31 protein-coding genes are annotated in these 23,672 nt (G+C 64.9%); 17 read left to right on the top strand and 14 right to left on the bottom strand.

What is annotated here, in order from left to right; all coding sequences use genetic code 11:
* The first annotated feature begins 4 nt into the window (after window positions 1–4).
* Window positions 5–427, top strand: coding sequence for a large conductance mechanosensitive channel protein MscL (mscL, locus tag HF989_RS00335; protein WP_168683393.1), 423 nt, complete (start codon window positions 5–7; stop codon window positions 425–427).
* 16 nt (window positions 428–443) lie between these two features.
* Here mscL and HF989_RS00330 read toward each other — a convergent pair whose 3' ends face one another.
* The 5 genes from HF989_RS00330 to HF989_RS00310 all read right to left on the bottom strand — a co-directional run bounded on the left by HF989_RS00330 (window position 444) and on the right by HF989_RS00310 (window position 3,158).
* Entirely contained in the window at window positions 444–641 is a 198-nt protein-coding gene (locus tag HF989_RS00330; protein ID WP_168683392.1) for a hypothetical protein, read from the bottom strand.
* A gap of 16 nt (window positions 642–657) precedes the next feature.
* Window positions 658–1,218 carry a MogA/MoaB family molybdenum cofactor biosynthesis protein gene (locus tag HF989_RS00325; RefSeq protein WP_168683391.1) on the bottom strand — a complete coding sequence of 187 codons (561 nt, stop codon included), beginning with the start codon at window positions 1,216–1,218 and terminating at the stop codon, window positions 658–660.
* Window positions 1,219–1,268: 50 nt separating this feature from the next.
* Window positions 1,269–2,522, bottom strand: coding sequence for a S1C family serine protease (locus HF989_RS00320; RefSeq protein ID WP_168683390.1), 1,254 nt, complete (start codon window positions 2,520–2,522; stop codon window positions 1,269–1,271).
* Window positions 2,523–2,693: 171 nt separating this feature from the next.
* Complete coding sequence (gene rpmF / locus HF989_RS00315; protein WP_168683389.1) at window positions 2,694–2,867, bottom strand: 50S ribosomal protein L32; 174 nt, start codon at window positions 2,865–2,867, stop codon at window positions 2,694–2,696.
* 21 nt (window positions 2,868–2,888) lie between these two features.
* Window positions 2,889–3,158, bottom strand: coding sequence for a type B 50S ribosomal protein L31 (locus tag HF989_RS00310; protein WP_168683388.1), 270 nt, complete (start codon window positions 3,156–3,158; stop codon window positions 2,889–2,891).
* A 154-nt stretch (window positions 3,159–3,312) separates the two neighbouring features.
* Here HF989_RS00310 and HF989_RS10675 point away from each other — a divergent pair, with 154 nt between their 5' ends.
* The 8 genes from HF989_RS10675 (at window position 3,313) to HF989_RS00280 (ending at window position 6,321) form a co-directional block, all read left to right on the top strand.
* A complete protein-coding gene (locus HF989_RS10675) occupies window positions 3,313–3,594 on the top strand; it encodes a hypothetical protein (protein WP_210728874.1) in 282 nt (93 codons plus the stop codon).
* 171 nt (window positions 3,595–3,765) lie between these two features.
* Complete coding sequence (locus tag HF989_RS10670) at window positions 3,766–3,978, top strand: hypothetical protein (RefSeq protein ID WP_210728873.1); 213 nt, start codon at window positions 3,766–3,768, stop codon at window positions 3,976–3,978.
* A gap of 50 nt (window positions 3,979–4,028) precedes the next feature.
* On the top strand, window positions 4,029–4,295 hold the full coding sequence (locus tag HF989_RS10665) for an ArsB/NhaD family transporter (protein ID WP_343033495.1): 267 nt from the start codon (window positions 4,029–4,031) through the stop codon (window positions 4,293–4,295).
* A gap of 224 nt (window positions 4,296–4,519) precedes the next feature.
* Entirely contained in the window at window positions 4,520–4,756 is a 237-nt protein-coding gene (gene rpmB, locus HF989_RS00300; protein WP_038610488.1) for a 50S ribosomal protein L28, read from the top strand.
* A complete protein-coding gene (rpmG, locus tag HF989_RS00295) occupies window positions 4,756–4,920 on the top strand; it encodes a 50S ribosomal protein L33 (protein WP_006841072.1) in 165 nt (54 codons plus the stop codon). Before rpmB ends, rpmG begins: the two co-directional genes overlap by 1 nt.
* A gap of 3 nt (window positions 4,921–4,923) precedes the next feature.
* Window positions 4,924–5,229: a 30S ribosomal protein S14 gene (rpsN, locus tag HF989_RS00290; protein ID WP_034999472.1), complete on the top strand. Its 306-nt coding sequence runs from the start codon at window positions 4,924–4,926 to the stop codon at window positions 5,227–5,229.
* A 14-nt stretch (window positions 5,230–5,243) separates the two neighbouring features.
* A complete protein-coding gene (gene rpsR, locus HF989_RS00285) occupies window positions 5,244–5,492 on the top strand; it encodes a 30S ribosomal protein S18 (RefSeq protein WP_034999470.1) in 249 nt (82 codons plus the stop codon).
* 151 nt (window positions 5,493–5,643) lie between these two features.
* On the top strand, window positions 5,644–6,321 hold the full coding sequence (locus tag HF989_RS00280; RefSeq protein ID WP_168683387.1) for a TetR/AcrR family transcriptional regulator: 678 nt from the start codon (window positions 5,644–5,646) through the stop codon (window positions 6,319–6,321).
* Here HF989_RS00280 and HF989_RS00275 read toward each other — a convergent pair whose 3' ends face one another.
* The 6 genes from HF989_RS00275 to HF989_RS00250 form a co-directional block, all read right to left on the bottom strand.
* Window positions 6,322–7,110: a serine hydrolase gene (locus HF989_RS00275; protein WP_168683386.1), complete on the bottom strand. Its 789-nt coding sequence runs from the start codon at window positions 7,108–7,110 to the stop codon at window positions 6,322–6,324.
* Window positions 7,111–7,431: 321 nt separating this feature from the next.
* Entirely contained in the window at window positions 7,432–7,605 is a 174-nt protein-coding gene (locus tag HF989_RS00270; RefSeq protein WP_168683385.1) for a hypothetical protein, read from the bottom strand.
* Window positions 7,606–7,874: 269 nt separating this feature from the next.
* Window positions 7,875–8,735, bottom strand: a complete 861-nt coding sequence (locus HF989_RS00265) for a serine hydrolase (RefSeq protein WP_168683384.1) — start codon at window positions 8,733–8,735, stop codon at window positions 7,875–7,877.
* Between the two features lie 12 nt (window positions 8,736–8,747).
* Window positions 8,748–10,295 (bottom strand): bifunctional phosphoribosylaminoimidazolecarboxamide formyltransferase/IMP cyclohydrolase, encoded by a 1,548-nt coding sequence (gene purH, locus HF989_RS00260; protein WP_168683383.1) that lies wholly within the window; start codon window positions 10,293–10,295, stop codon window positions 8,748–8,750.
* Window positions 10,285–10,872: a phosphoribosylglycinamide formyltransferase gene (purN, locus tag HF989_RS00255; RefSeq protein WP_343033494.1), complete on the bottom strand. Its 588-nt coding sequence runs from the start codon at window positions 10,870–10,872 to the stop codon at window positions 10,285–10,287. The genes purH and purN overlap by 11 nt, the downstream gene beginning before the upstream one ends.
* A 10-nt stretch (window positions 10,873–10,882) precedes the next feature.
* Entirely contained in the window at window positions 10,883–12,118 is a 1,236-nt protein-coding gene (locus HF989_RS00250) for a cell division protein PerM (RefSeq protein ID WP_168683382.1), read from the bottom strand.
* A gap of 239 nt (window positions 12,119–12,357) precedes the next feature.
* On the opposite strand from HF989_RS00250, the gene HF989_RS00245 reads away from it, so the two are divergent.
* Both HF989_RS00245 and HF989_RS00240 read left to right on the top strand, forming a co-directional pair.
* The gene (locus HF989_RS00245) at window positions 12,358–13,098 is read left to right on the top strand and encodes a M23 family metallopeptidase (RefSeq protein WP_168683381.1); all 741 of its coding nucleotides are present in this window, start codon (window positions 12,358–12,360) and stop codon (window positions 13,096–13,098) included.
* 307 nt (window positions 13,099–13,405) lie between these two features.
* The gene (locus HF989_RS00240) at window positions 13,406–14,104 is read left to right on the top strand and encodes a M23 family metallopeptidase (protein WP_168683380.1); all 699 of its coding nucleotides are present in this window, start codon (window positions 13,406–13,408) and stop codon (window positions 14,102–14,104) included.
* Window positions 14,105–14,109: 5 nt separating this feature from the next.
* On the opposite strand, the gene pcrA is transcribed toward HF989_RS00240, so the two are convergent.
* Entirely contained in the window at window positions 14,110–16,428 is a 2,319-nt protein-coding gene (gene pcrA, locus HF989_RS00235) for a DNA helicase PcrA (RefSeq protein ID WP_246233723.1), read from the bottom strand.
* 67 nt (window positions 16,429–16,495) lie between these two features.
* Between pcrA and HF989_RS00230 the strand changes: the two genes are divergently transcribed.
* Entirely contained in the window at window positions 16,496–16,789 is a 294-nt protein-coding gene (locus HF989_RS00230; RefSeq protein ID WP_038610462.1) for a chorismate mutase, read from the top strand.
* Between the two features lie 35 nt (window positions 16,790–16,824).
* Here HF989_RS00230 and HF989_RS00225 read toward each other — a convergent pair whose 3' ends face one another.
* The gene (locus tag HF989_RS00225; RefSeq protein WP_168683378.1) at window positions 16,825–17,145 is read right to left on the bottom strand and encodes an antibiotic biosynthesis monooxygenase family protein; all 321 of its coding nucleotides are present in this window, start codon (window positions 17,143–17,145) and stop codon (window positions 16,825–16,827) included.
* Window positions 17,146–17,242: 97 nt separating this feature from the next.
* On the opposite strand from HF989_RS00225, the gene pgi reads away from it, so the two are divergent.
* The 3 genes from pgi to HF989_RS00210 are packed head-to-tail and all read left to right on the top strand — an operon-like array spanning window position 17,243 to window position 21,027.
* Window positions 17,243–18,880 carry a glucose-6-phosphate isomerase gene (pgi, locus tag HF989_RS00220; protein WP_168683377.1) on the top strand — a complete coding sequence of 546 codons (1,638 nt, stop codon included), beginning with the start codon at window positions 17,243–17,245 and terminating at the stop codon, window positions 18,878–18,880.
* The gene (locus tag HF989_RS00215) at window positions 18,880–20,367 is read left to right on the top strand and encodes a glutamate-cysteine ligase family protein (protein WP_168683376.1); all 1,488 of its coding nucleotides are present in this window, start codon (window positions 18,880–18,882) and stop codon (window positions 20,365–20,367) included. The genes pgi and HF989_RS00215 overlap by 1 nt, the downstream gene beginning before the upstream one ends.
* 15 nt (window positions 20,368–20,382) lie before the next feature.
* Window positions 20,383–21,027: a DedA family protein gene (locus tag HF989_RS00210; protein WP_168683375.1), complete on the top strand. Its 645-nt coding sequence runs from the start codon at window positions 20,383–20,385 to the stop codon at window positions 21,025–21,027.
* Here HF989_RS00210 and HF989_RS00205 read toward each other — a convergent pair.
* Complete coding sequence (locus HF989_RS00205; RefSeq protein ID WP_168683374.1) at window positions 20,966–21,799, bottom strand: DNA-formamidopyrimidine glycosylase family protein; 834 nt, start codon at window positions 21,797–21,799, stop codon at window positions 20,966–20,968. The two genes, HF989_RS00210 and HF989_RS00205, sit on opposite strands and share 62 nt — an antisense overlap.
* Window positions 21,800–21,809: 10 nt before the next feature.
* On the opposite strand from HF989_RS00205, the gene HF989_RS00200 reads away from it, so the two are divergent.
* Together HF989_RS00200 and HF989_RS00195 are read left to right on the top strand one after the other, a co-directional pair.
* Complete coding sequence (locus HF989_RS00200) at window positions 21,810–22,037, top strand: hypothetical protein (RefSeq protein WP_168683373.1); 228 nt, start codon at window positions 21,810–21,812, stop codon at window positions 22,035–22,037.
* An 89-nt stretch (window positions 22,038–22,126) separates the two neighbouring features.
* Window positions 22,127–23,671, top strand: a complete 1,545-nt coding sequence (locus HF989_RS00195) for an HNH endonuclease signature motif containing protein (protein WP_168683372.1) — start codon at window positions 22,127–22,129, stop codon at window positions 23,669–23,671.
* The last annotated feature ends 1 nt before the right edge of the window (window position 23,672 follow it).

Genomic DNA, 23,672 nt, shown 5'->3' with positions numbered 1-23,672 from the left:
CCTCATGCTTCAGGGCTTTAAAGACTTTATTATGCGCGGCAACGTCATCGAGCTTGCCGTCGGCGTGGTCATCGGCGCTGCGTTCACCGCCGTCGTCACCGCGTTCTCCGACTCCATCATCAACCCGCTTCTCGCTGCCCTCGGCGGCGTGGACTACTCCGGCCTCGGCTTCCACGTCCGCGAAGGCAACGACGCCACCTTCGTCGACTTCGGCGCGTTGCTCACGGCCATCATCAACTTCCTACTCATCGCAGCCGTGATCTACTTCCTGCTGGTCGCTCCGATGAACAAGCTCGACGAGGCAACGAAGCGCCGGAAGGGCATCGACCCGGAGGAGCAGGCGCCCACCGACACCGAGCTGCTCACCGAGATCCGGGACTTGCTCGCCGCGCAGCAGCAGAATCGCCCGGAAAGGCCCCTGCAGTAACGCAGCCCCGCTCCCGCTAATCCCCGTAGTGCGGCGGCCGCTCCGCCTCGTAAAAATCGCGGCCAGTCAACCCCGGCTCTTCGTCGTCCAGGAGCACTTCCCGCTCGGCGTCGGAGGCCGGGTTTTCCTCTGCCCTGCACTGCGGGGCGACATCTGCAGACCTGTCGTAATCCACGTCTGCGGTGCGCACCGCGCGCCGCCGCTGCCTGGCCATCTGCCTACTCCCAGCGCTAGACGGAGTACTGGTTGATCTCGTTGATCATGTGGCTGACCAGCGGAGCGGCGGTGGACACGCCGTCGCGAATGGCCTGCCGGCTCGACGCGAGGTTCACCACCACCGTGGAGCCGGACACCCCGCACACGCCACGGGAAGTGCACGCGTCGACGGCCCCGCACGCCTGGCCTGAGGCACGGATAGCCTGGCTCACGCCCGGCACAACTTTGTCAATGACTGCGCGGGTGGCCTCCGGCGTCTTATCGCGGGGGCCTACACCAGTGCCGCCGAGGGTGAGCACGAGGTCGACGCCGCCGACCACACCGGTCTCGATCGCCTTCCTGATCTCGGACTTCTTCGACTTCACGCGGACGACGCCGTCGACCTGGAATCCGACCTCGCGCAGCAGCTCCACCACCATTTCGTCGGTGTTGTCTCCGGGAGCGTCGTAGCGGCGGTCGCCCACCAGCACGACGATCGCGCACGGAGATGCCGGGGAGTCGCCCTCCAGCTCGGACGCGCGCAGGGTGGCGTCGTCCGGCTCGGTGGTGTCAAACGAGTCAAACAATTCCGGCATCGTGATCAGACTCCCTCTGCGAAAGTGGGGTGGATAGAACAGGTAAGAAGTTACTCGGAACTTAAGGTCACCTCTACCGGAATCGGTTGCGAGTCCTCGCCGCGCTGCACCTGCAGGGTGACGGTCTCCCCGAAGTCCTTCGAGCGGGTGGCCGCGATCAGCGCATCTGCAGAGTCGATGGGGCGATCGTTCAGGCGGGTAATAACGTCGCCCGGCTGCAGCCCGGCCTGGTCTCCGGGGCTGCCCGGCTCCACCCCCGCGACAACCGCGCCACCCCCGATGCTCTGCCCCACGCTGACCCGCACACCGAGCATCGGCTGGGTCGCTTCGCCGCCCTCGATGAGCTGATCCGCAACGCGCTTGGCAAAGTTGGACGGGATCGCGAACCCGAGGCCGATCGATCCGCCCTGGCCCGTCGAACCGAAGCCTCCGGAAGACAGTGAGGCGATCGCGGAGTTCATGCCCACCAACTTTCCGTTCATGTCCACCAGGGGTCCGCCGGAGTTGCCGGGGTTGATGGCGGCGTCGGTCTGGATGCCGTCCATCAGGGAGCTTTCCCCGGCGCCCTGCGAGGCGCGGACCGGGCGGTTTAGGGCCGAGACGATGCCGCTGGTCACCGTTGCTGAAAGGCCCAATGGGGAGCCCACCGCAACGACTTCTTGCCCCACGCGCAGGTCGTCGGAGTTACCGAACTGCATGACGGGAAGGTCATCCACTCCGTCAATCTTGATCACGCCGACATCAGTGTTGACGTCGGAGGCGACAAATTGCGCGCTCTGGCGGGTGCCGTCGTTCAGCGACACCTGAATCTCGGACCCCTGCTCCTCCGCGCCCGCGATGACGTGGTGGTTCGTCAGCACGTAGCCGTCTGCAGAGATGATGGAGCCCGACCCCTCAGCGGTACCGCGCGGGGTGGCCACCTCAATGGAGACGACCGCGGGCAGCACGGTAGCCGCCACCTGCTCCACAGAGCCGGCGGGCGCCTCAGACGGGTCCGCAACCGTCGGGTTGCGCAGCTCGCCTTCCGACGCCTCCCCGTCTCCCGCCCCGGAATCAGACGCGACGCTGGTGGGCGATGCCGTACCCTCGTTGTCCGACTGGGCGGAGCCCGCGAAGTACCCCGCCCCGCCGCCGGCCACCAAGGCAGTCACCAAGGCGATAGCAAAGGGCCCGCCGAGGCGTGCTTTGCTCTGCGGCTTGCTTCCCCGCTGCTCCGACGGGTCCGGCTGCACTTGGTACACGCTGCTGGGGCCATCATGCGCCGGGAAGGCGGACGTCTCCCCCAAGTAGTTCTGGTCACTCATGAGGGCAAATTATGCCCGACCACCCTGCAGGTGCCCTTGAGGCCGTGCGCTGCCAAACGTAACGTTTTCTGAACGGTTGCTGTACGCCCTGGCCGTCGCCGACGCAGAGAAAAACCGGCACCCTGCGAGGGGTACCGGTTTGTTCGTGCGGGCGTGATCGGCCCGGAGTGCTTAGAACTGCTCGACGTCGATCAGGCCAGCCTGAGCTGCCTTGACCAGACGGCGCGGAATACGCACTTCCTGGCCGTCGACCTTGACGGTCTGCAGGTCCGCGTTGTCCGCCTTCCACTGGGAACGGCGCGTGCGCGTGTTCGCGCGGGACTTCCTGAACTTCGGTGTTGCCATGGTGAGTCTCCTTTATCCCCTCTAGTTGGCCTTCTTCTTGCGGCGGGCCATGCCACCGAAACGCTGGTTGAACTTCTCCACGCGGCCGGCGGTGTCCATGAGACGCTGCGCGCCCGTCCAGAACGGGTGGGACTCAGCGGTGACATCAACCACGATGAGCGGGTACTCGTTGCCGTCTTCCCACTGCTCGGTGCGTGCGGAGGTCAGGGTGGAGCGGGTCAGGAACTTGTGGCCTGTGTTCGCGTCCTGGAAAATCACCGGGTGGTAATCCGGGTGAATGTCTTTCCTCATATGATTCGTCTCCCTCAGGATTGAACTACGGGTCGGTTCTCCGCGCTCTCGTCGCGCGACGCGAAACAAAGCGCGAAGATCGTGCCCGAGTTGGGTGCGAAATGGTCGTTTCATCCGGCGGTCGCCGAATAACCTGCAGTATCTTACAGTTCACTTGCGCGTTTACCTAATTGCTCGCCTGCCTATCGACGAACCTCCGATCCCCACACCCATGCCCCACCGCCACGTTCTTGCGCCCCTTGCCGCAGCAGCGGTCTTCGCGCTCCTCGCCGCCGTCAACACATCGGCGGCGGCCACCCTCGCCGCGCGCCTGCTCCCCGTGCTGACGTTCGCCGTCGGCATGTCCGCTGCAGTCAACTTGGCGGCTCGGGTGCACCTATTTGCATGGTTGACCGTACAGCTTGAGCGCGCCACCGCGAGCCGCGAGGTTGCCTAGGCGGGCCTTCTGCTCCTGTCGGTCGCGTCTACAGTGTTCTTTTCCTTAGACACAACCGCGATCATGGTCACCCCGCTGGCAATCCAGCTCGCGGCGCGGTACCGGTTGCCGGAGCCTGCCGCCGCACTCGCGGTGGTCTAAATCGCCAATCTGGCCTCCTTGCCGCTGCCGGTGTCTAACCTGACCAACCTGCTCGCGCTCGGCGGAGGCATCTTCAGCTCGGGCCACGACTACATGCGTGCCGCCGCAGCCCCAGCCGCGGCCGCAATCCTGGTTGCGGTGGTGGCCGCCTACCTTGCGCGCTGGAGGCACCGTCACACTGCCCCCACCCATGCAGATAACGCGCCGCAGATCCAGCGTCCGACGGGGGCACCGCGGCACTGACGGGCACGCTCGCCGGTGCGCACCCCGGGGTCGTCGCAGCCGCGGGTGCGGTGACCGCCGACGCAGTGAACAACATCCCGGCGTACCTCTTACTGGAACCCGCAGCCGGGGACGCGGCGAGTTCGATGGCTCTCCTCGTCGGGGTTAACGCTGGGTCGGTGGTGACCCCGTGGGCGTCGCTAGCCACGCTGCTCTGGGCCGACCAGCTGCGCCGCGCCGGCGCCGACGTGCCGTGGGGCCGGTTTGTTGCGTGGGGTGCGGTCCTCGCACCCGTGGCCGTGGCCGTCGCGGCCGTCACGCTGCTGGCGTCCCTGTAGGCGGATTTGCGCGGAGCGCGGGCGTTGTCAAACGATGCTGCGATTAGGAGATAGAGGCCTGAGACGGTAGGGTTGTCACTCGCTGTTGTCGAAGTACACGTATACGCCTGCGTCAACCGATTGCACTCGCGCTGGCTGCGGACCCTCACTCCGCTTCTCACCTGGCGCTTTACCTCACATCGCGATCGTGTCGTGGGCGGCAAGAAGAGTAAGGAAGCTAACCCATGTCGGCACATTGCCAGGTTACGGGACGTAAGCCGTCGTTCGGCAAGACTGTCTCGCACTCGCACCGCCGCCACTCGCGCCGTTGGAACCCCAACGTGCAGAAGCGCCGGTTCTACCTGCCCTCCGAGGGCCGTACCATTACCCTGAACGTCTCCGCTAAGGGCCTCAAGGTCATCGACCGCGACGGTATCGAGTCCGTCGTTGCCCAGATCCGCGCGCGAGGTGAGAAGATCTAATGGCACGTAACGATATCCGCCCGATCATCAAGCTCAAGTCCACTGCGGGCACCGGTTTCACCTACGTGACCCGTAAGAACAAGCGCAACAACCCGGACCGCATCACGCTGAAGAAGTACGACCCGGTTGTGCGCAAGCACGTCGAATTCCGCGAGGAGCGATAATCCATGGCGAAGAAGTCCAAGATCGCTAAGAACGAGCAGCGCAAAGAGATCGTCGCCCGCTACGCGGAGCGTCGCAACGAGCTCAAGGCAATCATCAAGAACCCGGAGACCTCCGACGAGGACCGCCTTGACGCCCAGTTCGAGCTCAACCGCCAGCCGCGCGACGCCTCCCCGGTGCGCGTGCGCAACCGTGACTCGCGCGACGGCCGCCCCCGCGGCTACCTCCGCAAGTTCGGTGTTTCCCGTGTCCGTATGCGCGAGATGGCTCACCGCGGTGAGCTGCCTGGCGTCCGTAAGTCTTCGTGGTAAGGAGGACTCACAATATGAAGCGCAACAATTCGCGTAAGCCGCGCATTGAGCAGTCCCGTCGCCCGAAGAAGAACCCGCTGAAGGCGAAGGGCATCGAGTCGGTCGACTACAAGGATGTTGAGACCCTGCGTCTGTTCATCTCCGACCGCCACAAGATCCGCTCCCGCCGCGTCACGGGCCTGACCCCGCAGCAGCAGCGCCAGGTCGCTACCGCTGTAAAGAACGCGCGCGAGATGGCTCTTCTGCCGTTCACCACCCGCTAAATAGCCGGTTGACGATGACAGCGTAGAGTCTTCGGCTCTTAAGAAGCGCCCGCACTCCCCTCACCGGAGGGTCGAGAGCGGGCGCTTCTCGTCTATAGTGATGCGTCTGGGACGCACCAGAAGCGAGCCACAACGGAAAGGATGCGCGGTTATGGCGAAACCGGTTGGACGGCCCCGCAAACAGAGCCCCCGCCGGCGAGGCGCCACCGCGCGGGACGAGATCCTTGACGCCGCCTCAGAGCTATTCACCCGGAAGGGTTTTGCCACCACCTCCACGCACGACATCGCGGACGCGGTGGGGATGCGGCAGGCCTCGCTCTATTACCACTTCCCCTCCAAGCGGGACATCTTCCTCACGCTGCTGATGGGCACGTTGCAGCCCGCGCTGGATCTCGCCTCCGACCTGGCGAAGACGAACGAGACCGCAACCGTGAAATTGTGGGCGCTCGTCGCCGCCGAATCGCGCATTCTGCTCTCGTCCAACTGGAACATCGGCAGGCTCTACCAGCTGCCGGTGTTGGTTTCGGAGGAGTTCGCCGAGTACCACGAAGCCCGGCAGGAACTCGAGGCGATTTTCCACGACTTGGCCGCGCAGATCGTCGGCGAGGACGACCCGCGCCTGGACCTCCCGTTCCACATGACCCTTGCCGCCATCGAGATGCGCGACAACACCGGCACCGCGCCGTACCCGCTTGTCGACGACGCTCTGCCCGAACCCGCCGTCACCCTCGCCGACGCCGTACTGGACGTGCTCCACACAGACCTGCCGGAGCACCGCACTGAGCGGATGCTGGAGCTGGTTGCGCTTGTCTCGCGCGAGGAGGACTAGTTAGGGCTGGCAGCGCGCCGCCGGCAAAGCCGGGGATGCCTCCGCGAGACGCGTAGCGGCCGCTGTCAGCATGGCCTGTCCCGTCTCATACGTGCCGTCGGCGGGAATCGCTGTCAACGCCACCGGCGACCACACCCCGTCGCCCCGGGGAATAAGCCCGAGCTGCCGAACGTGGTATCTCCCGGCCGTATCCGGCCCCCACCCACCTTTGAACAACGCCCCCACAGCGCCAAGCCCATAGCGTTGGGAAGCTTCCACTTGCCCCATGTAGCCCAAGACAGAGCCCGATCCGTCCACACATGGGAGGAAATCAGCCAGGACCGCCTCGTCGGCCGCGCTGAGCAGCGTCTGCCCGAACGTGCTGAATTCGGGGCGCAGATCCACCAAATTCACTCGGGCCTGCACACCGGCCTCCGAGAGCACCGAGTCGACCGCATCGGGCCCGACAGCGTCAAAGAGGCGCCCAGCCGCGTCGTTATCGGACACCGTGATCGCGGCGCGAACGTCGCTCTCCAGCCCGGGCTGTGTACGCGTAGCCGCGACAGCGATGGGCACCTTCATCGTGGACCATGCGGGGGTGGCATCAGTGAACCCAGCTGTCACCGGGCCTCGCTCCCCTACCGTAGCCACGCCGATCTCACCGCCGAACGCGGCCGTGACGTCGGCCACCGTGGCGTCGAGAAGCGCTTTCGCTTCGCCTGAGGCCACCGGTGCTTCTGGGCCGGGGGCATCCGACGTCAGCGGCGCAGAGGCAGGAGTCTCGGCCACGAACGACGTCGAGGTAACCACCACAGTGTCCTGTTCGCTTGCGCCTGAGCACCCGGCAAGCACGGAGCATGCGATCCCGAGCGCGCCCGTTAGGCGGCTGGCCTTTACCAAATGCGCACCCGGGCGTTGTTCCCGCCGGAGCAATATACGACTTCGTCACCGGAGCACGACATACGGTAGGTCAACTTGGTTTCTGGGCTATACGCGCTCACCGTGACCTCCGTCGTGCCCGTGCTGGCGTAAGCATCCTGAAACGCCGCGAACACGTTGGGAGCGAAACTTGCGGTGGTCACACTTGTGTCTGGCGCGTAATGGGAATACGTGCGCTTTTTCGCCGCCGGCTCAGGCGCGGGCGCCACGGACTCCGGCGATTGGGCGCTCGAGCCTGGAAGGGTGTGTCTCCACGACCGTGCTGGTCACCGGCTCGCTGGTGTGCGTAAACGCCCCGGAGCCTCCCAGAAACGCGAGTACGCCAACGAGCGCGGCGAGCAGGAGTGCAACGAGCAGAGCAACCACGTATTCGGCCCGCCTCGCTTTTCCGGTTGCTGGTAGCCGGCCGGATACTGTTGGCCGTAGGGTGGCTGCGGATACTGCTGACCGTACGGCTGCTGCTGGTACTGCTGCCGCGGCACGGCGCCGAACTGCTGCGTGGCCTCGTTGTTCGGACCCGCCGAGTGCGGCTGGTCAGGTGTCCACTTGCTGGAGCCTTGATTCGTCATGCCCGCGCCTCCCGTACGGCCCCTGCACGGCACCGTTAACAATCACTGCTTTCGTCTGTGAGAAGCCTAGCAGCGCGCTGTGGGCAAGTCGCCGCGCATTGCGGCAAGCCCGTCGGCGAGCTCGCCGAGCATGCGGAAGCTGCCTTCGTACCCCTTCGTGTTGTGGGCAGTGATCGCCACGGCGATGTCGCCGTTCGGCCCAGGGATGAGACCGAACTGACGGGCCAGGTGCCCACCCTGGTAGGTGTACCACCCGCCCTTGTAGCGGGCGCCGCCGATGCGCCCCAGCCCCCAGTGCTGGTAGTCCACGATGCGCCCCATCATGTCCAACACCGGCTCGTGGCCGGGCACGCAGCGCAAGCCGGAGGCGAACTCGGCCTGGTCGCTGGTGGTCCACAACGTGCTCATTCTGGCCGTAACCGGGGTCGACGTCCGTGAACCCGCTTCCTGGATCACGCGTTCGTACCCAGCGGCAGGCACGCGGGCGAACATGCGGTGCGCAGCCGGGTTGTCGGAGCGCGTCACAGCGATCTCCGCATCGGGGTACATGGACTGATCCTGCCGCAACGCCGCGATGGAAAGCGGCACCTTCATGGTGGAAAACGCCGGCACCGGGCTGTTGTCGCCCGCGGTGAAGCCGCCGACGGACACCGCCGCTCGCCCACCGTGGCGCGCCACCACATCCGCCACAAGACGGTCCAGCTGCGCTTGAATTTCCGCGGCAGATGCCGCGTGATGCTGACCCGACGCAGTCAACGGCAGCGGCAGACGCACCGCGTCACGCACCTGCTGCGGCAACTGGTTGTACGTCTGCACAAAGGGCTCACCAACCACCGGGATCTGTTCGATCGCGGTGTAATTCGGCACGGAGGACGTGGGAAGCGCGAGGCCCGCGGTGAGGGCCAGCGCAGCGACCTTGGAGGGCACGATACTGCCTTTCTAGTGGGCGAAGTGACGGGTGCCGGTGAGGTACATCGTCACACCCGCTTCCTTGGCGGCGGCAATTACTTCTTCGTCACGGATGGACCCGCCGGGCTGGGCCACGGCCTTCACACCAGAATCCGCGAGCAGCTGGAAGCCGTCGGCGAAGGGGAAGAACGCGTCGGAGGCCGCGACCGCGCCATTGGTGCGGTTGTGGCCCTCGTCGAGCGTGTTCGCGCGGTCGACGGCGAGTTTCGCAGAATCAACTCGGTTGACCTGGCCCATGCCAATGCCTACCGACGCCCCTTCGGCCGCAATCAAAATGGCGTTCGACTTCACGCATCGCACGGCGCGCCACGCGAACTCGAGGTCCGCCAGCGTCTGCGCGTCAGCGGGCTCGCCGGCTGCAAGGGTCCAGTTCGCGGCGGAGTCGCCCTCCGCCTGGAAGCTGTCGCGCTCTTGGACGAGCCAGCCGCCGGCGATCTGCTTGCGCTCTTCGGTCTGTTGCTTGGGCTCGACCTGAAGGATGCGCAGCTTCTTCTTTGTTTGCAGCAGCTCCAGCGCGTCCGCAGCGTAGGACGGCGCCACCACGACCTCGGTGAAGATCGGCTTGATCTGCTCGGCCAATTCCAGCGTGACCTCGCGGTTACAGGCGATCACCCCGCCATACGCGGAGACCGGGTCGCAGGCGTGTGCCTTCTTGTGCGCGTCCGCAATCGAGGTGTCGGACACCGCCACGCCGCACGGGTTGGCGTGCTTGATGATGGCGACGCACGCGCGCTCGTGGTCCCAGGCGGCGCGCCACGCTGCGTCGGCATCCTGGTAGTTGTTGTAGCTCATTTCCTTGCCGCCGAGCTGCTGCGCGGCCGCAAGGCCCCAGCCTTCGCCCTCGAGGTGCGCAGCCTGGTGCGGGTTCTCGCCGTAGCGCAGCGGCGTCGTGTCCGGGCCGGAAACGGGGCTGTCTGCCCCCAGCTGCGAGGCGAGCCAGGCAGATACCGCGGTGTCGTACCGCGCGGTGTGCGAAAAGGCGTCGAGCGCGAGGTGCTTACGCTGCTCGAGCGTGAAGCCGCCGTTGTTGACGGCTTCCACAACGTCGCCGTACTGCTGCGGGGAGGTCACAACTGCCACGGACGGATGGTTCTTCGCCGCGGCGCGGACCATCGAGGGGCCGCCGATGTCGATCTGCTCGACGCACTCATCATAGTTCGCGCCGGAAGCGACGGTCTCCTCGAACGGGTAGAGGTTGACCACCACCAACTGGAACGGCTCAATCCCCAACTCCTCCAGCTGGGCGACATGGCTGTCCTTGCGCAGGTCTGCCAGGATGCCGGAGTGCACGCGCGGGTGGAGCGTCTTCACACGGCCGTCGAGGACCTCCGGGAACCCGGTCAACTCCGCCACCTCAGTCACGGCAACGCCAGCATCAGCGATGCGCTTGGCGGTGGAGCCGGTGGAGACGATTTCCACGCCTGCCTCGCCCAGCGCACGGGCCAGATCCTCCAGCCCGGTCTTGTCGTACACACTGATGAGGGCGCGCTTGATGTCCCGCTTCGCCTCAGTTGACATTGAACACAGCCTTTCCGTTGACGATGTCGGCGTTGCGCAGCAGCTCCACAATTTGCTCCCGCTCAGCCTTCTTAATGCGCTCGTGCAGCTCCGCCTCAGTGTCCCCCGCGTCCACCTCGACCGCTCGCTGGGCAATAATTCGCCCGCTGTCCAACCCGGCGTCCACGTAGTGCACGGTGCACCCGGTCACCTTCACCCCGTGCGCCAGCGCGTCTTTCACCGCATGAGCGCCCGGGAAGGAGGGCAGCAATGATGGGTGGGTGTTGATGGTGCGCCCCTCAAACTGCTCCAAGAACGCCGGCCCGAGGATGCGCATGAAGCCCGCGGAAACGACGATGCCCGGCTCGGCCGCGGCCACCGCCGCGGCGAGTTTGGCGTTCCATTCGTCGCGGTTGGCCTCCATTGGCACCACGGCTGTGCGGATTCCGGCGTCTTCCGCACGCTGGATTCCGGGGCACATCTGGTCCGCCACTACCAGCTCAACCCGGTAACCCGCCCCTTGGGCGTCGAGAATCGCTTGTAGCAACGTGCCAGTACCCGAAACGAGGACAGCCACCGATTTTGCAGAGTCACTCACGGCGAACAGTCTAACTACCGCTACGCGCGGTCGCGCGTTGCCTCACTAAGGCCACCCCGCGCACGAGCGCGCCCGTCAGCGCCACCCACACAAACAGCAGCGACGCCAGCGCAAACGGCTCTGCGCCCACAAGGCCGTACGCCCCGGCATCGCCCGATGCGAACACACCGACGAGCGCGCCGAAAAGCGCGGCCCACGTTGCGGCTGCAGCGACATCCTCGAGGCGCAGAGGCTTTGCGACGAAGGCCAGCGCAAGCACCGTCGCCGGTACGACCAGCACCACTGGCGCCCACTGCGGCATGGTTGCCGGGATCGCGGCGAAGAGCGGCAGCGGCGGGTACGGCACGTTCGAGGCGACGAAGACGCTGACGTCCGCTCCCCCATATTTGAAACTGCCTCCGAGCATGAGGGTTAGCTGGGCTATGACCGCATTTGGCAGATACAGCACGCTTAGTAGGAGCAGCGCGACCGTGTCGCCGGCTCCGAGCTGAGGATACTGCGCGAGCAGGTCACTGACCCGGTTGTAACCCAGCGCAAGAGTGACCACGTACACAACACCCGCTGCGGCGAACAGGCGCGTACCCAGGCGAGCCGCGCTCGCCGCGGCGTCAACCGCCTCCACCGGCACCCCGCGGCGCTTTGCCAGGGCGCGCCACACCACGCGGCGCACGCCGAGGACGAAGCCGACGAGATGCACAATCACCGGGCACATAAGCGCGAGTGCCACCGGCGGCATTTCTACCGCGTACACGTGGGAGGCGTCGAAGACCATAAACAACGCGATGATGCTCAAGACCAGTGGTGCCCCCAGCACGAGGCCGAGCAGTGCCAGCAGATCCAAAACGCTGACGCGCCCCGCGGTCGCCTTTCGTACCTGGGCCGCAACCACGGCCACCACGCCAATGACGGGCAATAAGGGCATCGCCGACAACGTGATGCCGTCGATGCGAAGCGGCACACCATGGAGCGCCAGCCAGGCCTCACCCACCGCACCTGGGAGATACGTGAGGCTCCAGCCGCCGACCAGAATCACCGCGAAACACACTGCAATAACACCGAGCACGACCGCGAGATTCGGCACGAGCGCATTCGGCGCGTAGTGGCGCAGTCGTTCCTGTGTAGTGGCGGGCGCCGCGTCTGGCTGCGCCGTGCGCTTGATGCCGGTGATCTTGCGGGTCGATCCGCCCCTACGGCTTTGGCGGCGGGCTTCCGGCTGACGGGGCCTCTGACTGGGTGTAGTGCTCATCGTGCTTTACTCTGCCACCCTGGCTTTCCGGCCTTGCACAGTGACACCCGAGCCTCAGTTCCCGCCGCCGTGACATGTAACGCTTCGCGGCCAGCCAGCGATGTACAAGAACTTTCAGTTTCTATCTTGCTCCGGTGAAACCGATTCGTTACAGTAACCTCTCGTAGATAACAGGAAGGTCACATTCCACCTGTGAGCAGCAGAAGAAAGTGACCAACGCAAGATCTCGAAGAGGGCACATGTTCAACTCCACAAAGCAGGGTGGCAAGCACCGCAAGCAATCCGCCAACAAAGGGCGCGTTGCCGTTGTCGCGGCAGCCACCGGTGCCGTTTCCACCGCTGGTTTTTCTGGTCTCGTCGCCGGTGCCATCACCAGCAACCAAAGCGATGATCAGGATGTGAACATCGAGCTCGCGGCTGATACCGACGAGCTGCAGACGAGCGGCACCACCGAAAATGCCGCGTCCGCGGAAGCAGCTCCGCAGATCTTGGCCATCGCCGAGTACAAGCCGGTAGAGAACCTTTCCGAGCAGCTGGACAAGGCCGTCCACCACTCCGAGGAGGTCGCCCGCCTGGACGAGGCTGCACGCGCGCCGCTGTTTACCAAACCCGCGGATGGCGCCTACACCTCGGGGTTCGGCGCGCGCTGGGGCACGTCGCACAACGGTGTCGACATCGCGAACGCCCTGGGCACCCCGATCTACGCCGTCGCCGGCGGCACCGTGATTGACTCCGGCCCGGCGCAGGGGTACGGCAACTGGATCCGCATCCGCGACGAGGACGGCGCGATCACCGTTTACGGCCACATGCAGTCCCTCTACGTCTCCGTCGGCGACGTTGTGCAGCCTGGCCAGATCATCGCTGGCATGGGCAGCGAGGGCTTCTCCACCGGCTCGCACGTCCACTTCGAAATCTGGCCCGACGGCGTAACTCCGATCGACCCGGCCTCGTGGCTGGCGGCCCGCGGTATTACCTTGTAAGCCACAACGGCGCGCTCTCACGCGTGGGGCCGTCCGCACCAACACCGGTGCGGGCGGCCCCACGCGCCGTTTCGGCATGTCGCGGGGGTAACCGCGTCACCCCCTCAGAAATACCATTGACAACATTTTTCACTCCAGCAACACACGTGGTGAGCTGTATGGACGCTGGAATTTCTCCGACTTTTCGAACAAACGTGCACGTCACAGCGTTGCGACAGGGGCTTTCAACCGTTAGATTCGACGCCTGTGTGCGTGGCCGAGACCGCGCCTGACCCGTTTACAGCGTGAGAAAAGGTATCCCTCCACTATGAACCGACGTCTCCCTTCGAGCCTCGCAGCCGTCTCGGCCGCAGTGGCGTTGGCACTTGTCATCGCCCCCACCCCCGCCAATGCCGTGACCATCACGATCGGCGGCACCCCCATCTCCGACGCAAACCAGGCTCTCGACGCGGCAACCAAGGCGGCGGACGCGATTAAGGAAAGTGGCGCGACGATCACCGCTGGCGAATACAAGGTTGTGTACGACCCCCGCGCCCTCGATGCCCCGCTGGCAGCCGCGTTCGCGCCGGCCCAAAGCAGCGACTGGGTTGCGCCGCAGCGCGGGCGCACTGCTGACGGCCGCACTGTTGTGCTTCCTGCGTCCGGCCGCTGCACCTCCGGGTTCGGCTCCCGCTGGGGCACCGTGCACCAGGGCATCGACATTGCCAACTCCCTTGGCACCCCGATCTACGCGGTGATGGACGGGACGGTCATCGCCGCTGGCCCGGCCCGCGGTTTCGGCAACTGGGTTGTCATCAAGCACGACGGCGGCGAAGTGTCGGTCTACGGCCACATGCGCTATTACGACGTGTCCGTTGGACAGCGCGTGAGCGCCGGGGAAAAGATCGCCTCCATCGGCAGCGAGGGCCAGTCCACCGGCCCGCACCTCCACTTCGAAATCAAGCCTGACGGGCAGACCCAGGTGGACCCCGTGCCGTGGTTCGCGGCCCAGGGAATCCGGATCTAACCGAACTAGAGCTTCTCCATCGGGACGCCGCCGATTGTGATCAGGCGAACCGTGCCCGAGGAGCCGAAGTCGATGGTGACAGTCTCGCGAACGCCAGCACCCTCAACCGCCATTACGGTTCCGAGCCCGTACTTGGCGTGGTTGACCCTGTCACCCACCGCCAGATTGAGGTTCTTGTGCACCTTCGTGCCGGTGCCGCCGCGTCGAGCACGGGGCTGGGTGCGGGTCCGCGAGGTTGCGGGGGCGCCCCATGCGTCCGAACTGAATGAGCGCTCCGGTTCCAGGCGGCGCCAGTCGATGAGATCCTCCGGGACCTCTGCGAGGAAGCGGCTGGCAGGGTTTGTCACCGGCGAACCCCACGACGCACGCAGGATGGCCCGGGTGAGGTAAAGCTGCTTCTTCGCGCGGGTGATGCCCACGTACGCCAGACGGCGCTCCTCCGCGAGCTCCGCAGGGTCCCCGAGGGCGCGCAAGTGCGGGAACTGCCCGTCCTCCCAGCCGGTGACGAACACCACCGGGAACTCCAGCCCCTTCGCGGTGTGCAACGTCATCAGCGTGACCACACCCTGCTCATTGTCCGGCAGCTGGTCTGCGTCCGCAACAAGCGAGACCTTCTCTAGAAACGCCTGCAGCGACCCCGGGGCAGGCTCCCCTTCTTGCATGACCTCCCCGAGCTCCTCATCCGTCATGTACGCCACCTGGTTCGCAGCCTCGGAGGAAAACTCGCGCGCGACGGAGACCAGTTCGTTCAAGTTGTCCAAGCGGGCGCCGTCCTGCGGGTCGTTGGACGCCTCGAGCTCCCCGCGGTAGCCGGTGTCGTCTAAGACACGTGTGATTAGGGCGCCGAGGTCGGGCATGCCCGTCACCTCGTTACGCATATCAGGCATGGCCTCGCGAATCTGCTGCATCATTTCGACGAAGCCGCGGATGGCGTTGACCGCGCGTGCGCCTAGCATCTCGACGTTGCCCTCCGAGGCGTCGATAAGCGCCCGCCCGAAGCTCACGCCTGCGTTGTCGGCGTGGAGCGCGACCATGGCCTGCGCCTTGTCGCCGATGGCGCGCTTCGGCACGTTGACGATCCGCCGCAGGCTCACCGTGTCATCCGGGTTTTCCAGAACCTTCAGGTAAGCGACGATGTCGCGGATCTCGCGCCGCTCGTAGAAGCGTGTGCCGCCGACAACCTTGTACGGAATCCCCGAGCGGATGAAGATGTCCTCCAGCGCGCGGGACGCATTGTTGGTGCGGTACATCACCGCCATATCCGAATATGGCACCCCTTTGTCGGCGAGCGCATCGATCTCGGAGGCCACGAAACGCGCTTCATCGTGCTCGTTGTCGGCGACGTACCCGACGATCTTTTCGCCGGACCCTTGATCGGTCCACAACTTCTTCGGACGGCGCCCCTCGTTCTGCGCAATGACGGCGTTCGCGGCGCCCAGGATGTTCTGGGTGGAGCGGTAGTTCTGCTCGAGCATGATGGTGCTGGCATTCGGGTAGTCCCGCTCGAACTCCTCGATATTGCGGATGGTCGCGCCGCGGAACGCGTAGATCGACTGATCCGAATCGCCCACCACGGCGAGCTCCGGCGCGTCCGGGCCGGCGCCGACAAGGGTGTGGATGAGCTCGTACTGGGCGTGGTTGGTGTCTTGGTATTCGTCCACCAGCACGTGGCGGAAGCGGCGGCGGTAGTAATCCGTCACCTGCGGGTGTTCCTGGAAAATCCTCACGACCTCCCCGATGAGGTCGTCGAAATCGAGGGCATTGGACCGGCGCAGGCGGCGCTGGTACTCCACGTAGACCTTGGCCACGGTGGTCTCGAACGGGTTGTGGGTGCGCTCCGCATTCGTCAGCGCCTCGTTCGGGCCAATAAGCTCATTCTTCAAGTTTGAGATCCCGTTGGCCAAGGTCCGCGGGGTGAACTTCTTCAAATCCAGGTTGAAGTCCTTGGCGATCATGCCAAGCAGGCGGCGCGAATCGTCCGAGTCGTAGATGGTGAAGTTGGTATTCAGCCCAGGTACGAGCTGCGCCTGTTGCCGCAAAATGCGCACGCACACGGAGTGGAACGTGGCCACCCACATCCGCCCCGCCTCTGGGCCGACAAGCTGGCTCACCCGCTCCTTCATCTCAGCCGCGGCTTTGTTGGTGAAGGTGATGGCGAGGATCTGCCACGGCGCAACACCACGGTGCTGCAACAAGTAGGCGATGCGCCGGGTGAGCACCGCAGTCTTGCCGGAACCCGCACCTGCGACGATGAGCAACGGGCTGCCTTCGTGGACCACGGCCGCCTGCTGCTGCGGATTCAAACCCAGAGTCAGATCAGTCATGGCCGTTACTGTACTAACGCCACCGACACGACCCGCGCGGGTGTTCGAACTGGCATAATCACCTGCCATGAGCGAGCTTGAAATCCGCATGCCTTCCGGCACAGATGACCCACTTTCGGACGCGGAGATTCAGGCGTACCGCAAGGAGATCGACCGGCTAGACCGCATCATCCTTGACGCGGTGAAGCGCCGCAGCGAGATTTCCCGGGCGATTGGCAAGACCCGGATGGGCTCCGGCGGCACTCGCCTAGTGCACACGCGTGAGGTGGCCATCATCAACCAGTTCCGCGACGAGCTGGGCGAAGAAGGCCCCGGCTTGGCGCAGATCCTCCTGCGGCTCGGCCGGGGCAAGCTGGGGTAGTTCCCGGGCGTCGCTCCGGGCGACGGGAGTGTCGGTTAGTCCTCGTCCAGCGAGTCGAGGACGACGTCGAACTCCAGCAGCTCGGCGGACTGAGACACCGGCTTGCGGGGCTGCTCCCCTGCGCTTTCGCCGTGCCCGGCGCGGCCGGCACCTTCCCACCACGCCTGGTACGACTCCTCGTCAGCCCAGCGGGTGACCACGAAGTAGCGCTCCTCGCCCTTGACAGGGCGCAGCAGCTGGAAACCTTCAAAACCGCGGTGGCCGTCGATGGAATGCTTGCGTGCGGCGAAACGGCGCTCCAGCTCCTTGCCGGCCCCCTCTGGGACAGTGATTGCGTTGATTTTCACGATGCTCATGGTCGCCATTATCCACGCGGGGTGACTTCCGCACGCCCTCTTCGGGTTTTGACTACCTTTGTTCCAGGATCAACCAACCGCCACCCGGAAGGCCGACATGCACAACATCACGTCCACAAAAAGCTGGGGCGCGCTGGAAAAACTTCACGCGGAGAAGTCCCGCACCACATTGAGAGACCTGTTCCAAGCGGATGCGCAGCGCGCCCAGCGCTACACCTTCGACGCTGCGGGCCTGCGGGTGGATCTGTCGAAAAACCTGGTGGACGACGACATTGCAAGGCACTTGCTCGCGCTCGCCGATGAGGCGGACCTGGGCAACCGCATCGCCGCGATGTTCCGCGGCGAGCACATCAACGCCACCGAAGACCGGGCTGTGTTGCACACTGCCCTCCGCGCCCCGGCTGGCACAAAGCTCACTGTGGACGGCCAAGACGTCGCCGCAGACGTGCACGAGGTGTTGGGCCAGATGCGCGAATTCGCTTCGCAGCTGCGAAGCGGCGAGTGGGTTGGCCACACCGGCAAGACAATCACCAAGGTGGTCAACATCGGCATCGGCGGCTCCGATCTCGGCCCGGCAATGGCGACGCGAGCGCTGCGTACGTACGCCACCGCGGGGATCACCGCAGAGTTCGTCTCCAACGTGGATCCGGCGGACATGACCCGAGTACTCGGCGAGTTGGATGCAGAGCGGACGCTGTTCATCGTCGCGTCCAAGACGTTTACCACCCAGGAGACGCTAGCCAATGCGCACGCTGCGAAGCGCTGGCTGCTGCAGCAGTTCGACGGCGACGAGTCCGCAATTGCCAAACACTTCGTGGCCGTGTCCACTAGCGAGGAAAAAGTCGCCGAATTCGGCATCGATACCGCCAACATGTTCCCGTTCTGGGACTGGGTCGGCGGGCGCTACTCCCTGGATTCCGCAATCGGGTTGAGCCTCATGGCGGTCATCGGCCCCAACGACTTCATGCGGATGCTAGACGGGTTCCACGCCATGGACGAGCACTTTCGCCTCACCCCGTTCAGCGAGAACGTGCCGGTCTTGATGGGGTTGCTTAACGTGTGGTATCGCAACTTCCACAAGGCGCAGACGCACGCCGTCCTCCCCTACTCCCAGGACCTCGCGCGCTTCCCTGCGTATTTGCAGCAGCTCACCATGGAGTCGAACGGCAAGCACACGCGTATCGACGGCGCAAGCGTCGACCACGACACCGGCGAGATCTACTTCGGCGAGCCGGGCACCAACGGCCAGCACGCGTTTTTCCAGCTCATCCACCAAGGCACCACGCTCGTGCCAGCGGATTTCATCGGCTTTGCCAAACCGCGCCAAGACCTTCCCACCGCATCCGGTGAAGGATCCATGCACGATCTCCTGATGGGCAATCTGTTCGCGCAGACGAAGGTGCTGGCATTCGGCAAAACCCAGCGAGAAATTGAGAACGAGGGTGTACCGCACGCGCTGGCACCGCACAAGGTCATGCCGGGCAACCGACCGAGCACCACCATCCTCGCGGAGGAGCTTTCCCCGCACAGCCTCGGCGCGCTCATCGCGTTGTACGAGCACATCGTGTTTGTCGAGGCCGCCATCTGGGGCATCAACGCATTCGACCAATGGGGCGTGGAGCTGGGCAAATCCCAAGCCAACGACCTCGCTGCAGCCGTGGCTGGGAAAGAACAGCCCGCGACGGGCGATGCATCCACAGACAATTTGATCACCTGGTACAGGGAGCACCGTTAATGGGCGACGCAATTTCATCCGAGTCCTATACCCCGCGCCAACGCACCACCTACAGGCGCCGGCTCGAAGACGAACTGGAGCGTTTTGACCGCCACCTGCAAGGCGCAGAGTTTGTGGACCACGGCACGATCGGGCTGGAGCTCGAACTCAACCTCGTTGACGACGCCATGCGGCCGCACCCCAACAACCAGGCGGTGCTGGCGCTGTTGGACGACGAGTACCAGTCCGAAATCGGCGCGTACAACGTGGAGATGAACCACCCGCCGTTGAGCATTGCGGGTGACGGCCTCGCGCGGCTTGCCGACGGCGTCGCCGAGCGCCTCGCCATCGTGCGCAATGCCGCCGAAGAGGCGGGCTCGCACCTGGCGATGGTGGGCACGCTTCCCACCATGAGCTCGCAGTTTCTGGACAGCGACGAGTGGATGACCCGGGAGAACCGCTACGCCGGGCTGAATAGCTCCATCCTGGAATCGCGCGGCGAGCTGGTGAAAATTGACTTCCGGCGCGACGAGAAATACACGCACTACTTCGAGACCATCGCGCCGGAATCGACGTGTACCTCGATGCAGCTGCACCTGCAGGTAGCGCCGAACCGCTTCGCAAGCGCGTGGAACGCCTCCCAAGCGATTGCGGGAGTGCAGGTGGCCTTGTCGGCGAACTCGCCGCTGTTTATGGGCCACAAGCTCTGGCACGAATCGCGCATCCCGGTGTTCAAGCAGGCCATCGACACCCGCACCAAGGAGCTTGTCAACCAGGGCGTGCGTCCGCGGGTGTGGTTCGGCGAGCGCTGGATCACCAGCGTGTTCGACCTTTTCGAGGAAAACGTGCGTTACTTCTCTCCCCTGCTGCCGGAGGGACGCGCGGAGGCAGGCGCGCCGTTCATGAACGGCGACAACCCGGGCTTGCACTACCTCAACCTGCACAACGGCACGATCTGGCGGTGGAACCGGCCGATTTACGATCCGAATGGGGAGGTCAGCCACCTCCGCGTAGAGAACCGTCTGTTGCCCGCCGGGCCCACCGTGACCGACATCGTTGCAGATGCGGCGTTCTACTACGGGCTGGTTAAGGCGTTGAGCAACCAAACCCGCCCGGTGTGGTCGCGTTTGAGTTTCGACGCGGCGGAGCGCAACTTCCTCGCTGGCGCCAAGCACGGCATCCAGGCGGAAATGGAGTGGCCGACGCTGGGGTCGGTTGGCGTGGCGGAGCTCGTCGAGAAGCATTTGCTGGAGCTGGCGTCCGAGGGCCTGCGCTCGCTTGAGGTCGATCAAGCGTGCGCGGACGAGTACCTCGGCGTGATCGAGGGAAGGGTGCGCACCCGCCAAAACGGCGCTGTCTGGCAGCTCGCCGCGCTGGAGCGGGTGGCGTCCGAATCGAAGCCGCTGACGAAGGAGCGAACCGAAGGCTTGGCCCGTGTTGTGCGCCAATACCTAAAGAACTCGCAGGCAGACGCGCCGGTGCACACTTGGACGCTCGAGGTTGAGTAGGGCAAGATAGGCCCAATGCAGAGCATCATCGACTGGATTGTGGGTCTGATGGAGACCCTCGGTGCGCCCGGCGTGGGCGTGGCGATCCTTTTGGAGAACCTGTTCCCGCCGATCCCCTCCGAGGTGGTGCTGCCGCTCGCCGGCTTCACCGTTGCGCAGGGCTCGCTGAACATGTTGAACGTGTTCATCTGGTCTGTCCTGGGCTCCGTCATCGGCGCCTACGTGCTGTACGGCGTCGGTGCGTGGCTGGGGCTGGAGCGACTGCGCAAGATCGCGGACTGGATGTGGCTGGTGCGTGCCTCCGACGTGGACGCGGCGATGAACTTCTTCCACAAATACGGCAAACCCAGCGTGTTTATCGGCCGGCTCATCCCCGGCGTGCGCTCGCTGATCTCCATCCCCGCTGGCCTGGACCGCATGAACCTGCTCACCTTCGGCCTGTGGACAACGCTGGGTTCCGGCATCTGGAACGCCATCCTGATCTACCTGGGCTACATCCTCGGCGATAACTGGGAAAAAGCGACCGGCTACGCGGACACGTATTCCAGCGTCATCTACGTGGTGCTGGCACTGATCATTTTGGGCTTCCTGGTGTTCTTCATTCGCCGTGCGGTGCGGGAGCGCCAGGCTCAGGCTGGCACTGCGGGCACCACCAAATAACCCGCTCGAGGTCCCCTTCCCCACCGAGGAAGCCCTTGGTGATTAAGGTGCCGCATCGACTGCACGGCTTGTTGTTGCGGCCGAACACGTAGCTCGTCTCCCCCGCCCGTTTGATCCCTGTGGTCACGCGGACGGGGGCGTCTTTATTGGCCCACATCAGGCGTCGTGCCAGGCGCACATGCTTCTCGACGTCCACGTTCCGCACCAACTCTGCCGGGTGGGTACCGGCGAGAAAGTTGATCTCCGCGCGGTACTCGTTGCCGATGCCGGCGAGCTTCCGCTGATCCAGCAGCGCGCGCCCAATCTCACGGTCGGGTTCGGCCTGGATGCGCCGTACCGCCTCCTCCTCGTCGAAGTTCGGGTCGAGCAGGTCTGGCCCGAGGTAGCCCATCTCCTGGTCGTACTCCCTCGCCGGGAAGACGCGGACTAGGCCGAGCCAGAAGCCGACCAGTTCGATGTCGGCCTTTGGCGCGTCGCTAAGCCTGAGCACCACGCGTGCGGCGTGGCCGGGCTTTTTCCACCTGGCGCCGGCGCGGTGCATGGACCAGGTGCCCTCCATTTTCAGGTGAGTGTGCAGAATCTGCGGCTGGTGGCCGTCTTTGCCAAACTGCATGAAGAGGTGTTTGCCGTAGGGCCAGACGCGCTCGCAGGTCATGCCGGTGAAATCAACGGTGGCGTAGCGCGGCACGCGGATGCTGGTCGCAGTGACCTCGCGGCCTGCCATCCACTGCAGGCGCTTGGAAAGCTGGTAGACAGAATCACCTTCGGGCATAGTGACGTCTATGTTCCGCTTTCTGCGCAGTATCTTCAACACTGGCCCGACGCCGGAGGAATCGCTGGTGGGTTTCCTCCCGGACATGGACGCCGCGACCGAGTGGGCGCGCGGGGTGCTCGCGGAGACCGGCACCGACCCCAAGGAGCAGTTTGTGCGCGCGGTGAAAGACGTGCGCGAGGCGAACCCGCGACTCAGACTTGTGGCAGCTAACCACCTGGTCAAGCAGCTAATTTAGCACACCTGTTCTATTTTTGGTTTGATGTGTCGGGCACACCGATACATTGACCCTCAACACCCGCGAAATGTTGCGGAAAGGAGGGTGCGATGTACGAAGTTGCCCAGCTCGTGGACCAGGTCGTCGACGGCTTGTCGCAGTTGCGTCAGCTTCTCGACGATCCTTCGGCCCTCCCCCTCGCCACCATCACCCGCGACATCGCGCGCCTCGAACGCGCGATGGACAAGAAGGCGTACGTGGATGCGTCCTTCGCGCAAGCGTGCGTGCTGGCGGACGCCGGCAAGCTGGTCGGTGCGAACCACCCGGACGCGTACCTGACTGAGAAGCTCGGCATCTCGCGCGGCGAGGCGTACAACCGAATCGCGCGGGCGAAGGCGCTGTTCGCACCGCCGCCTCCGCCTGAGCCGGATTTGGGTGGACTTTTCGAGGAGGACGGCTCGGACGAGGACCGCATCGCCGCTGAGGAGGCCGCGCGCAAGGCCGCTAAGGAAGAAGCGGAGCGCCGCCGAAAGGACCAGGAAGAAGCGCGCAAGCGCGCCGACGAAATTCCGGCCGCCAAGCAGGACATCATCCGCCGCGAGCTAGACAAGCTGCTCAAGGCAGCCGAGGGCGAGCGGATGCGGATCTATGCCCGCGCGATGGAGCAGGCGAAGTACCGCGACGAGAAAGATCTGCGGCAATTGGTCAAACGGCTGGTCGACGAGGCGAACAAGCCGTACGCGAAGGCGAACCCGAACGCGGGGTTTGAGAAGCGCGAGGCATCGCTGGGCAAAGAGAACAGTGACGGCACCTACGGCGTGACGCTTTCACTCACCCGTGGCGACTACGCCCTATACAAGGCGCTCACTGACAAGGGCCTGTCGCCGAACTCCAACATCCCCGAAGAACTCCAGGGCGATCGCGACCCGCGCACGAAGGGCCAGCGCCGCTACGACCAGTTCATGGCCATCCTGCGCCAGTTCGAAGAGGACCAGCAGGCGGCTAACGGTGGCGCAGCATCGGTGGTTGTCTCGGTCACCCTGGACGACCTCGCGGAGGCCGACACCAACACGCTGTTCCAAACGAACGTCGGGGTGGAGCTCAACGCCTTCGATTTGGTTCGGCTGGGCATGGACGGCACGAGCGATTTCCTGCTCACCGTCGACGGTCTGACCGGGGTGCCGCTGCACCTCGGCCGTTCCCGGCGGCTCGCATCGGTGGGTCAGCGCATCGCCATGTTCGCCGTCCAAGGCGTGTGCGCTTGGGCCGGGTGCACGACCGCCATGAGCGAGTGCGAGGCCCACCACATCATCTCCTGGCTGCGCTATGGTGCCACCGACATCGAAAACCTCACCGGCCTGTGCCCCACCCACCACCGGTGCAACAACGACCACCGGGACGGCTCCTTCAACAAGGGGTACATGGACTACGACCCCGACACCGGCGGTGCCGTCTTGGTCAAAGCGGACGGCAGCCGCCATACCAACACCTCGGACGCGGCCATGCACTCTGCCGTCAACCGGATCCGGGCGAAACGTGCAGCAACGTCGGCTCCACCACCTGCAGAAACTCACTGGCCGACGTCTCCACCGCCACCGGGGCGCGCGGCCCAGGCCAACCATCGACCCACCCACCGGATGCCGTTGCGGCCCTAGA

Origin of the sequence: Corynebacterium mucifaciens (genome assembly GCF_012396315.1) — a bacterium.
GTDB lineage: Bacteria > Actinomycetota > Actinomycetes > Mycobacteriales > Mycobacteriaceae > Corynebacterium > Corynebacterium mucifaciens.
The sequence above is the reverse complement of the archived record's forward strand: the minus strand, read 5'-3'. Positions and strand labels throughout refer to the sequence as shown.

Excerpts from the sequence above, each read along its gene's own strand:
- mscL (WP_168683393.1), top strand. The coding sequence starts at position 5 with ATGCTTCAGGGCTTTAAAGACTTTATTATGCGCGGCAACGTCATCGAG.
- HF989_RS00330 (WP_168683392.1), bottom strand. The coding sequence starts at position 641 with ATGGCCAGGCAGCGGCGGCGCGCGGTGCGCACCGCAGACGTGGATTAC.
- HF989_RS00325 (WP_168683391.1), bottom strand. The coding sequence starts at position 1,218 with ATGCCGGAATTGTTTGACTCGTTTGACACCACCGAGCCGGACGACGCC.
- HF989_RS00320 (WP_168683390.1), bottom strand. The coding sequence starts at position 2,522 with ATGAGTGACCAGAACTACTTGGGGGAGACGTCCGCCTTCCCGGCGCAT.
- rpmF (WP_168683389.1), bottom strand. The coding sequence starts at position 2,867 with ATGGCAACACCGAAGTTCAGGAAGTCCCGCGCGAACACGCGCACGCGC.
- HF989_RS00310 (WP_168683388.1), bottom strand. The coding sequence starts at position 3,158 with ATGAGGAAAGACATTCACCCGGATTACCACCCGGTGATTTTCCAGGAC.
- rpmB (WP_038610488.1), top strand. The coding sequence starts at position 4,520 with ATGTCGGCACATTGCCAGGTTACGGGACGTAAGCCGTCGTTCGGCAAG.
- rpmG (WP_006841072.1), top strand. The coding sequence starts at position 4,756 with ATGGCACGTAACGATATCCGCCCGATCATCAAGCTCAAGTCCACTGCG.
- rpsN (WP_034999472.1), top strand. The coding sequence starts at position 4,924 with ATGGCGAAGAAGTCCAAGATCGCTAAGAACGAGCAGCGCAAAGAGATC.
- rpsR (WP_034999470.1), top strand. The coding sequence starts at position 5,244 with ATGAAGCGCAACAATTCGCGTAAGCCGCGCATTGAGCAGTCCCGTCGC.
- HF989_RS00280 (WP_168683387.1), top strand. The coding sequence starts at position 5,644 with ATGGCGAAACCGGTTGGACGGCCCCGCAAACAGAGCCCCCGCCGGCGA.
- purH (WP_168683383.1), bottom strand. The coding sequence starts at position 10,295 with ATGTCAACTGAGGCGAAGCGGGACATCAAGCGCGCCCTCATCAGTGTG.
- HF989_RS00250 (WP_168683382.1), bottom strand. The coding sequence starts at position 12,118 with ATGAGCACTACACCCAGTCAGAGGCCCCGTCAGCCGGAAGCCCGCCGC.
- HF989_RS00245 (WP_168683381.1), top strand. The coding sequence starts at position 12,358 with ATGTTCAACTCCACAAAGCAGGGTGGCAAGCACCGCAAGCAATCCGCC.
- HF989_RS00240 (WP_168683380.1), top strand. The coding sequence starts at position 13,406 with ATGAACCGACGTCTCCCTTCGAGCCTCGCAGCCGTCTCGGCCGCAGTG.
- pcrA (WP_246233723.1), bottom strand. The coding sequence starts at position 16,428 with ATGACTGATCTGACTCTGGGTTTGAATCCGCAGCAGCAGGCGGCCGTG.
- HF989_RS00230 (WP_038610462.1), top strand. The coding sequence starts at position 16,496 with ATGAGCGAGCTTGAAATCCGCATGCCTTCCGGCACAGATGACCCACTT.
- HF989_RS00225 (WP_168683378.1), bottom strand. The coding sequence starts at position 17,145 with ATGAGCATCGTGAAAATCAACGCAATCACTGTCCCAGAGGGGGCCGGC.
- pgi (WP_168683377.1), top strand. The coding sequence starts at position 17,243 with ATGCACAACATCACGTCCACAAAAAGCTGGGGCGCGCTGGAAAAACTT.
- HF989_RS00215 (WP_168683376.1), top strand. The coding sequence starts at position 18,880 with ATGGGCGACGCAATTTCATCCGAGTCCTATACCCCGCGCCAACGCACC.
- HF989_RS00210 (WP_168683375.1), top strand. The coding sequence starts at position 20,383 with ATGCAGAGCATCATCGACTGGATTGTGGGTCTGATGGAGACCCTCGGT.
- HF989_RS00205 (WP_168683374.1), bottom strand. The coding sequence starts at position 21,799 with ATGCCCGAAGGTGATTCTGTCTACCAGCTTTCCAAGCGCCTGCAGTGG.
- HF989_RS00200 (WP_168683373.1), top strand. The coding sequence starts at position 21,810 with ATGTTCCGCTTTCTGCGCAGTATCTTCAACACTGGCCCGACGCCGGAG.
- HF989_RS00195 (WP_168683372.1), top strand. The coding sequence starts at position 22,127 with ATGTACGAAGTTGCCCAGCTCGTGGACCAGGTCGTCGACGGCTTGTCG.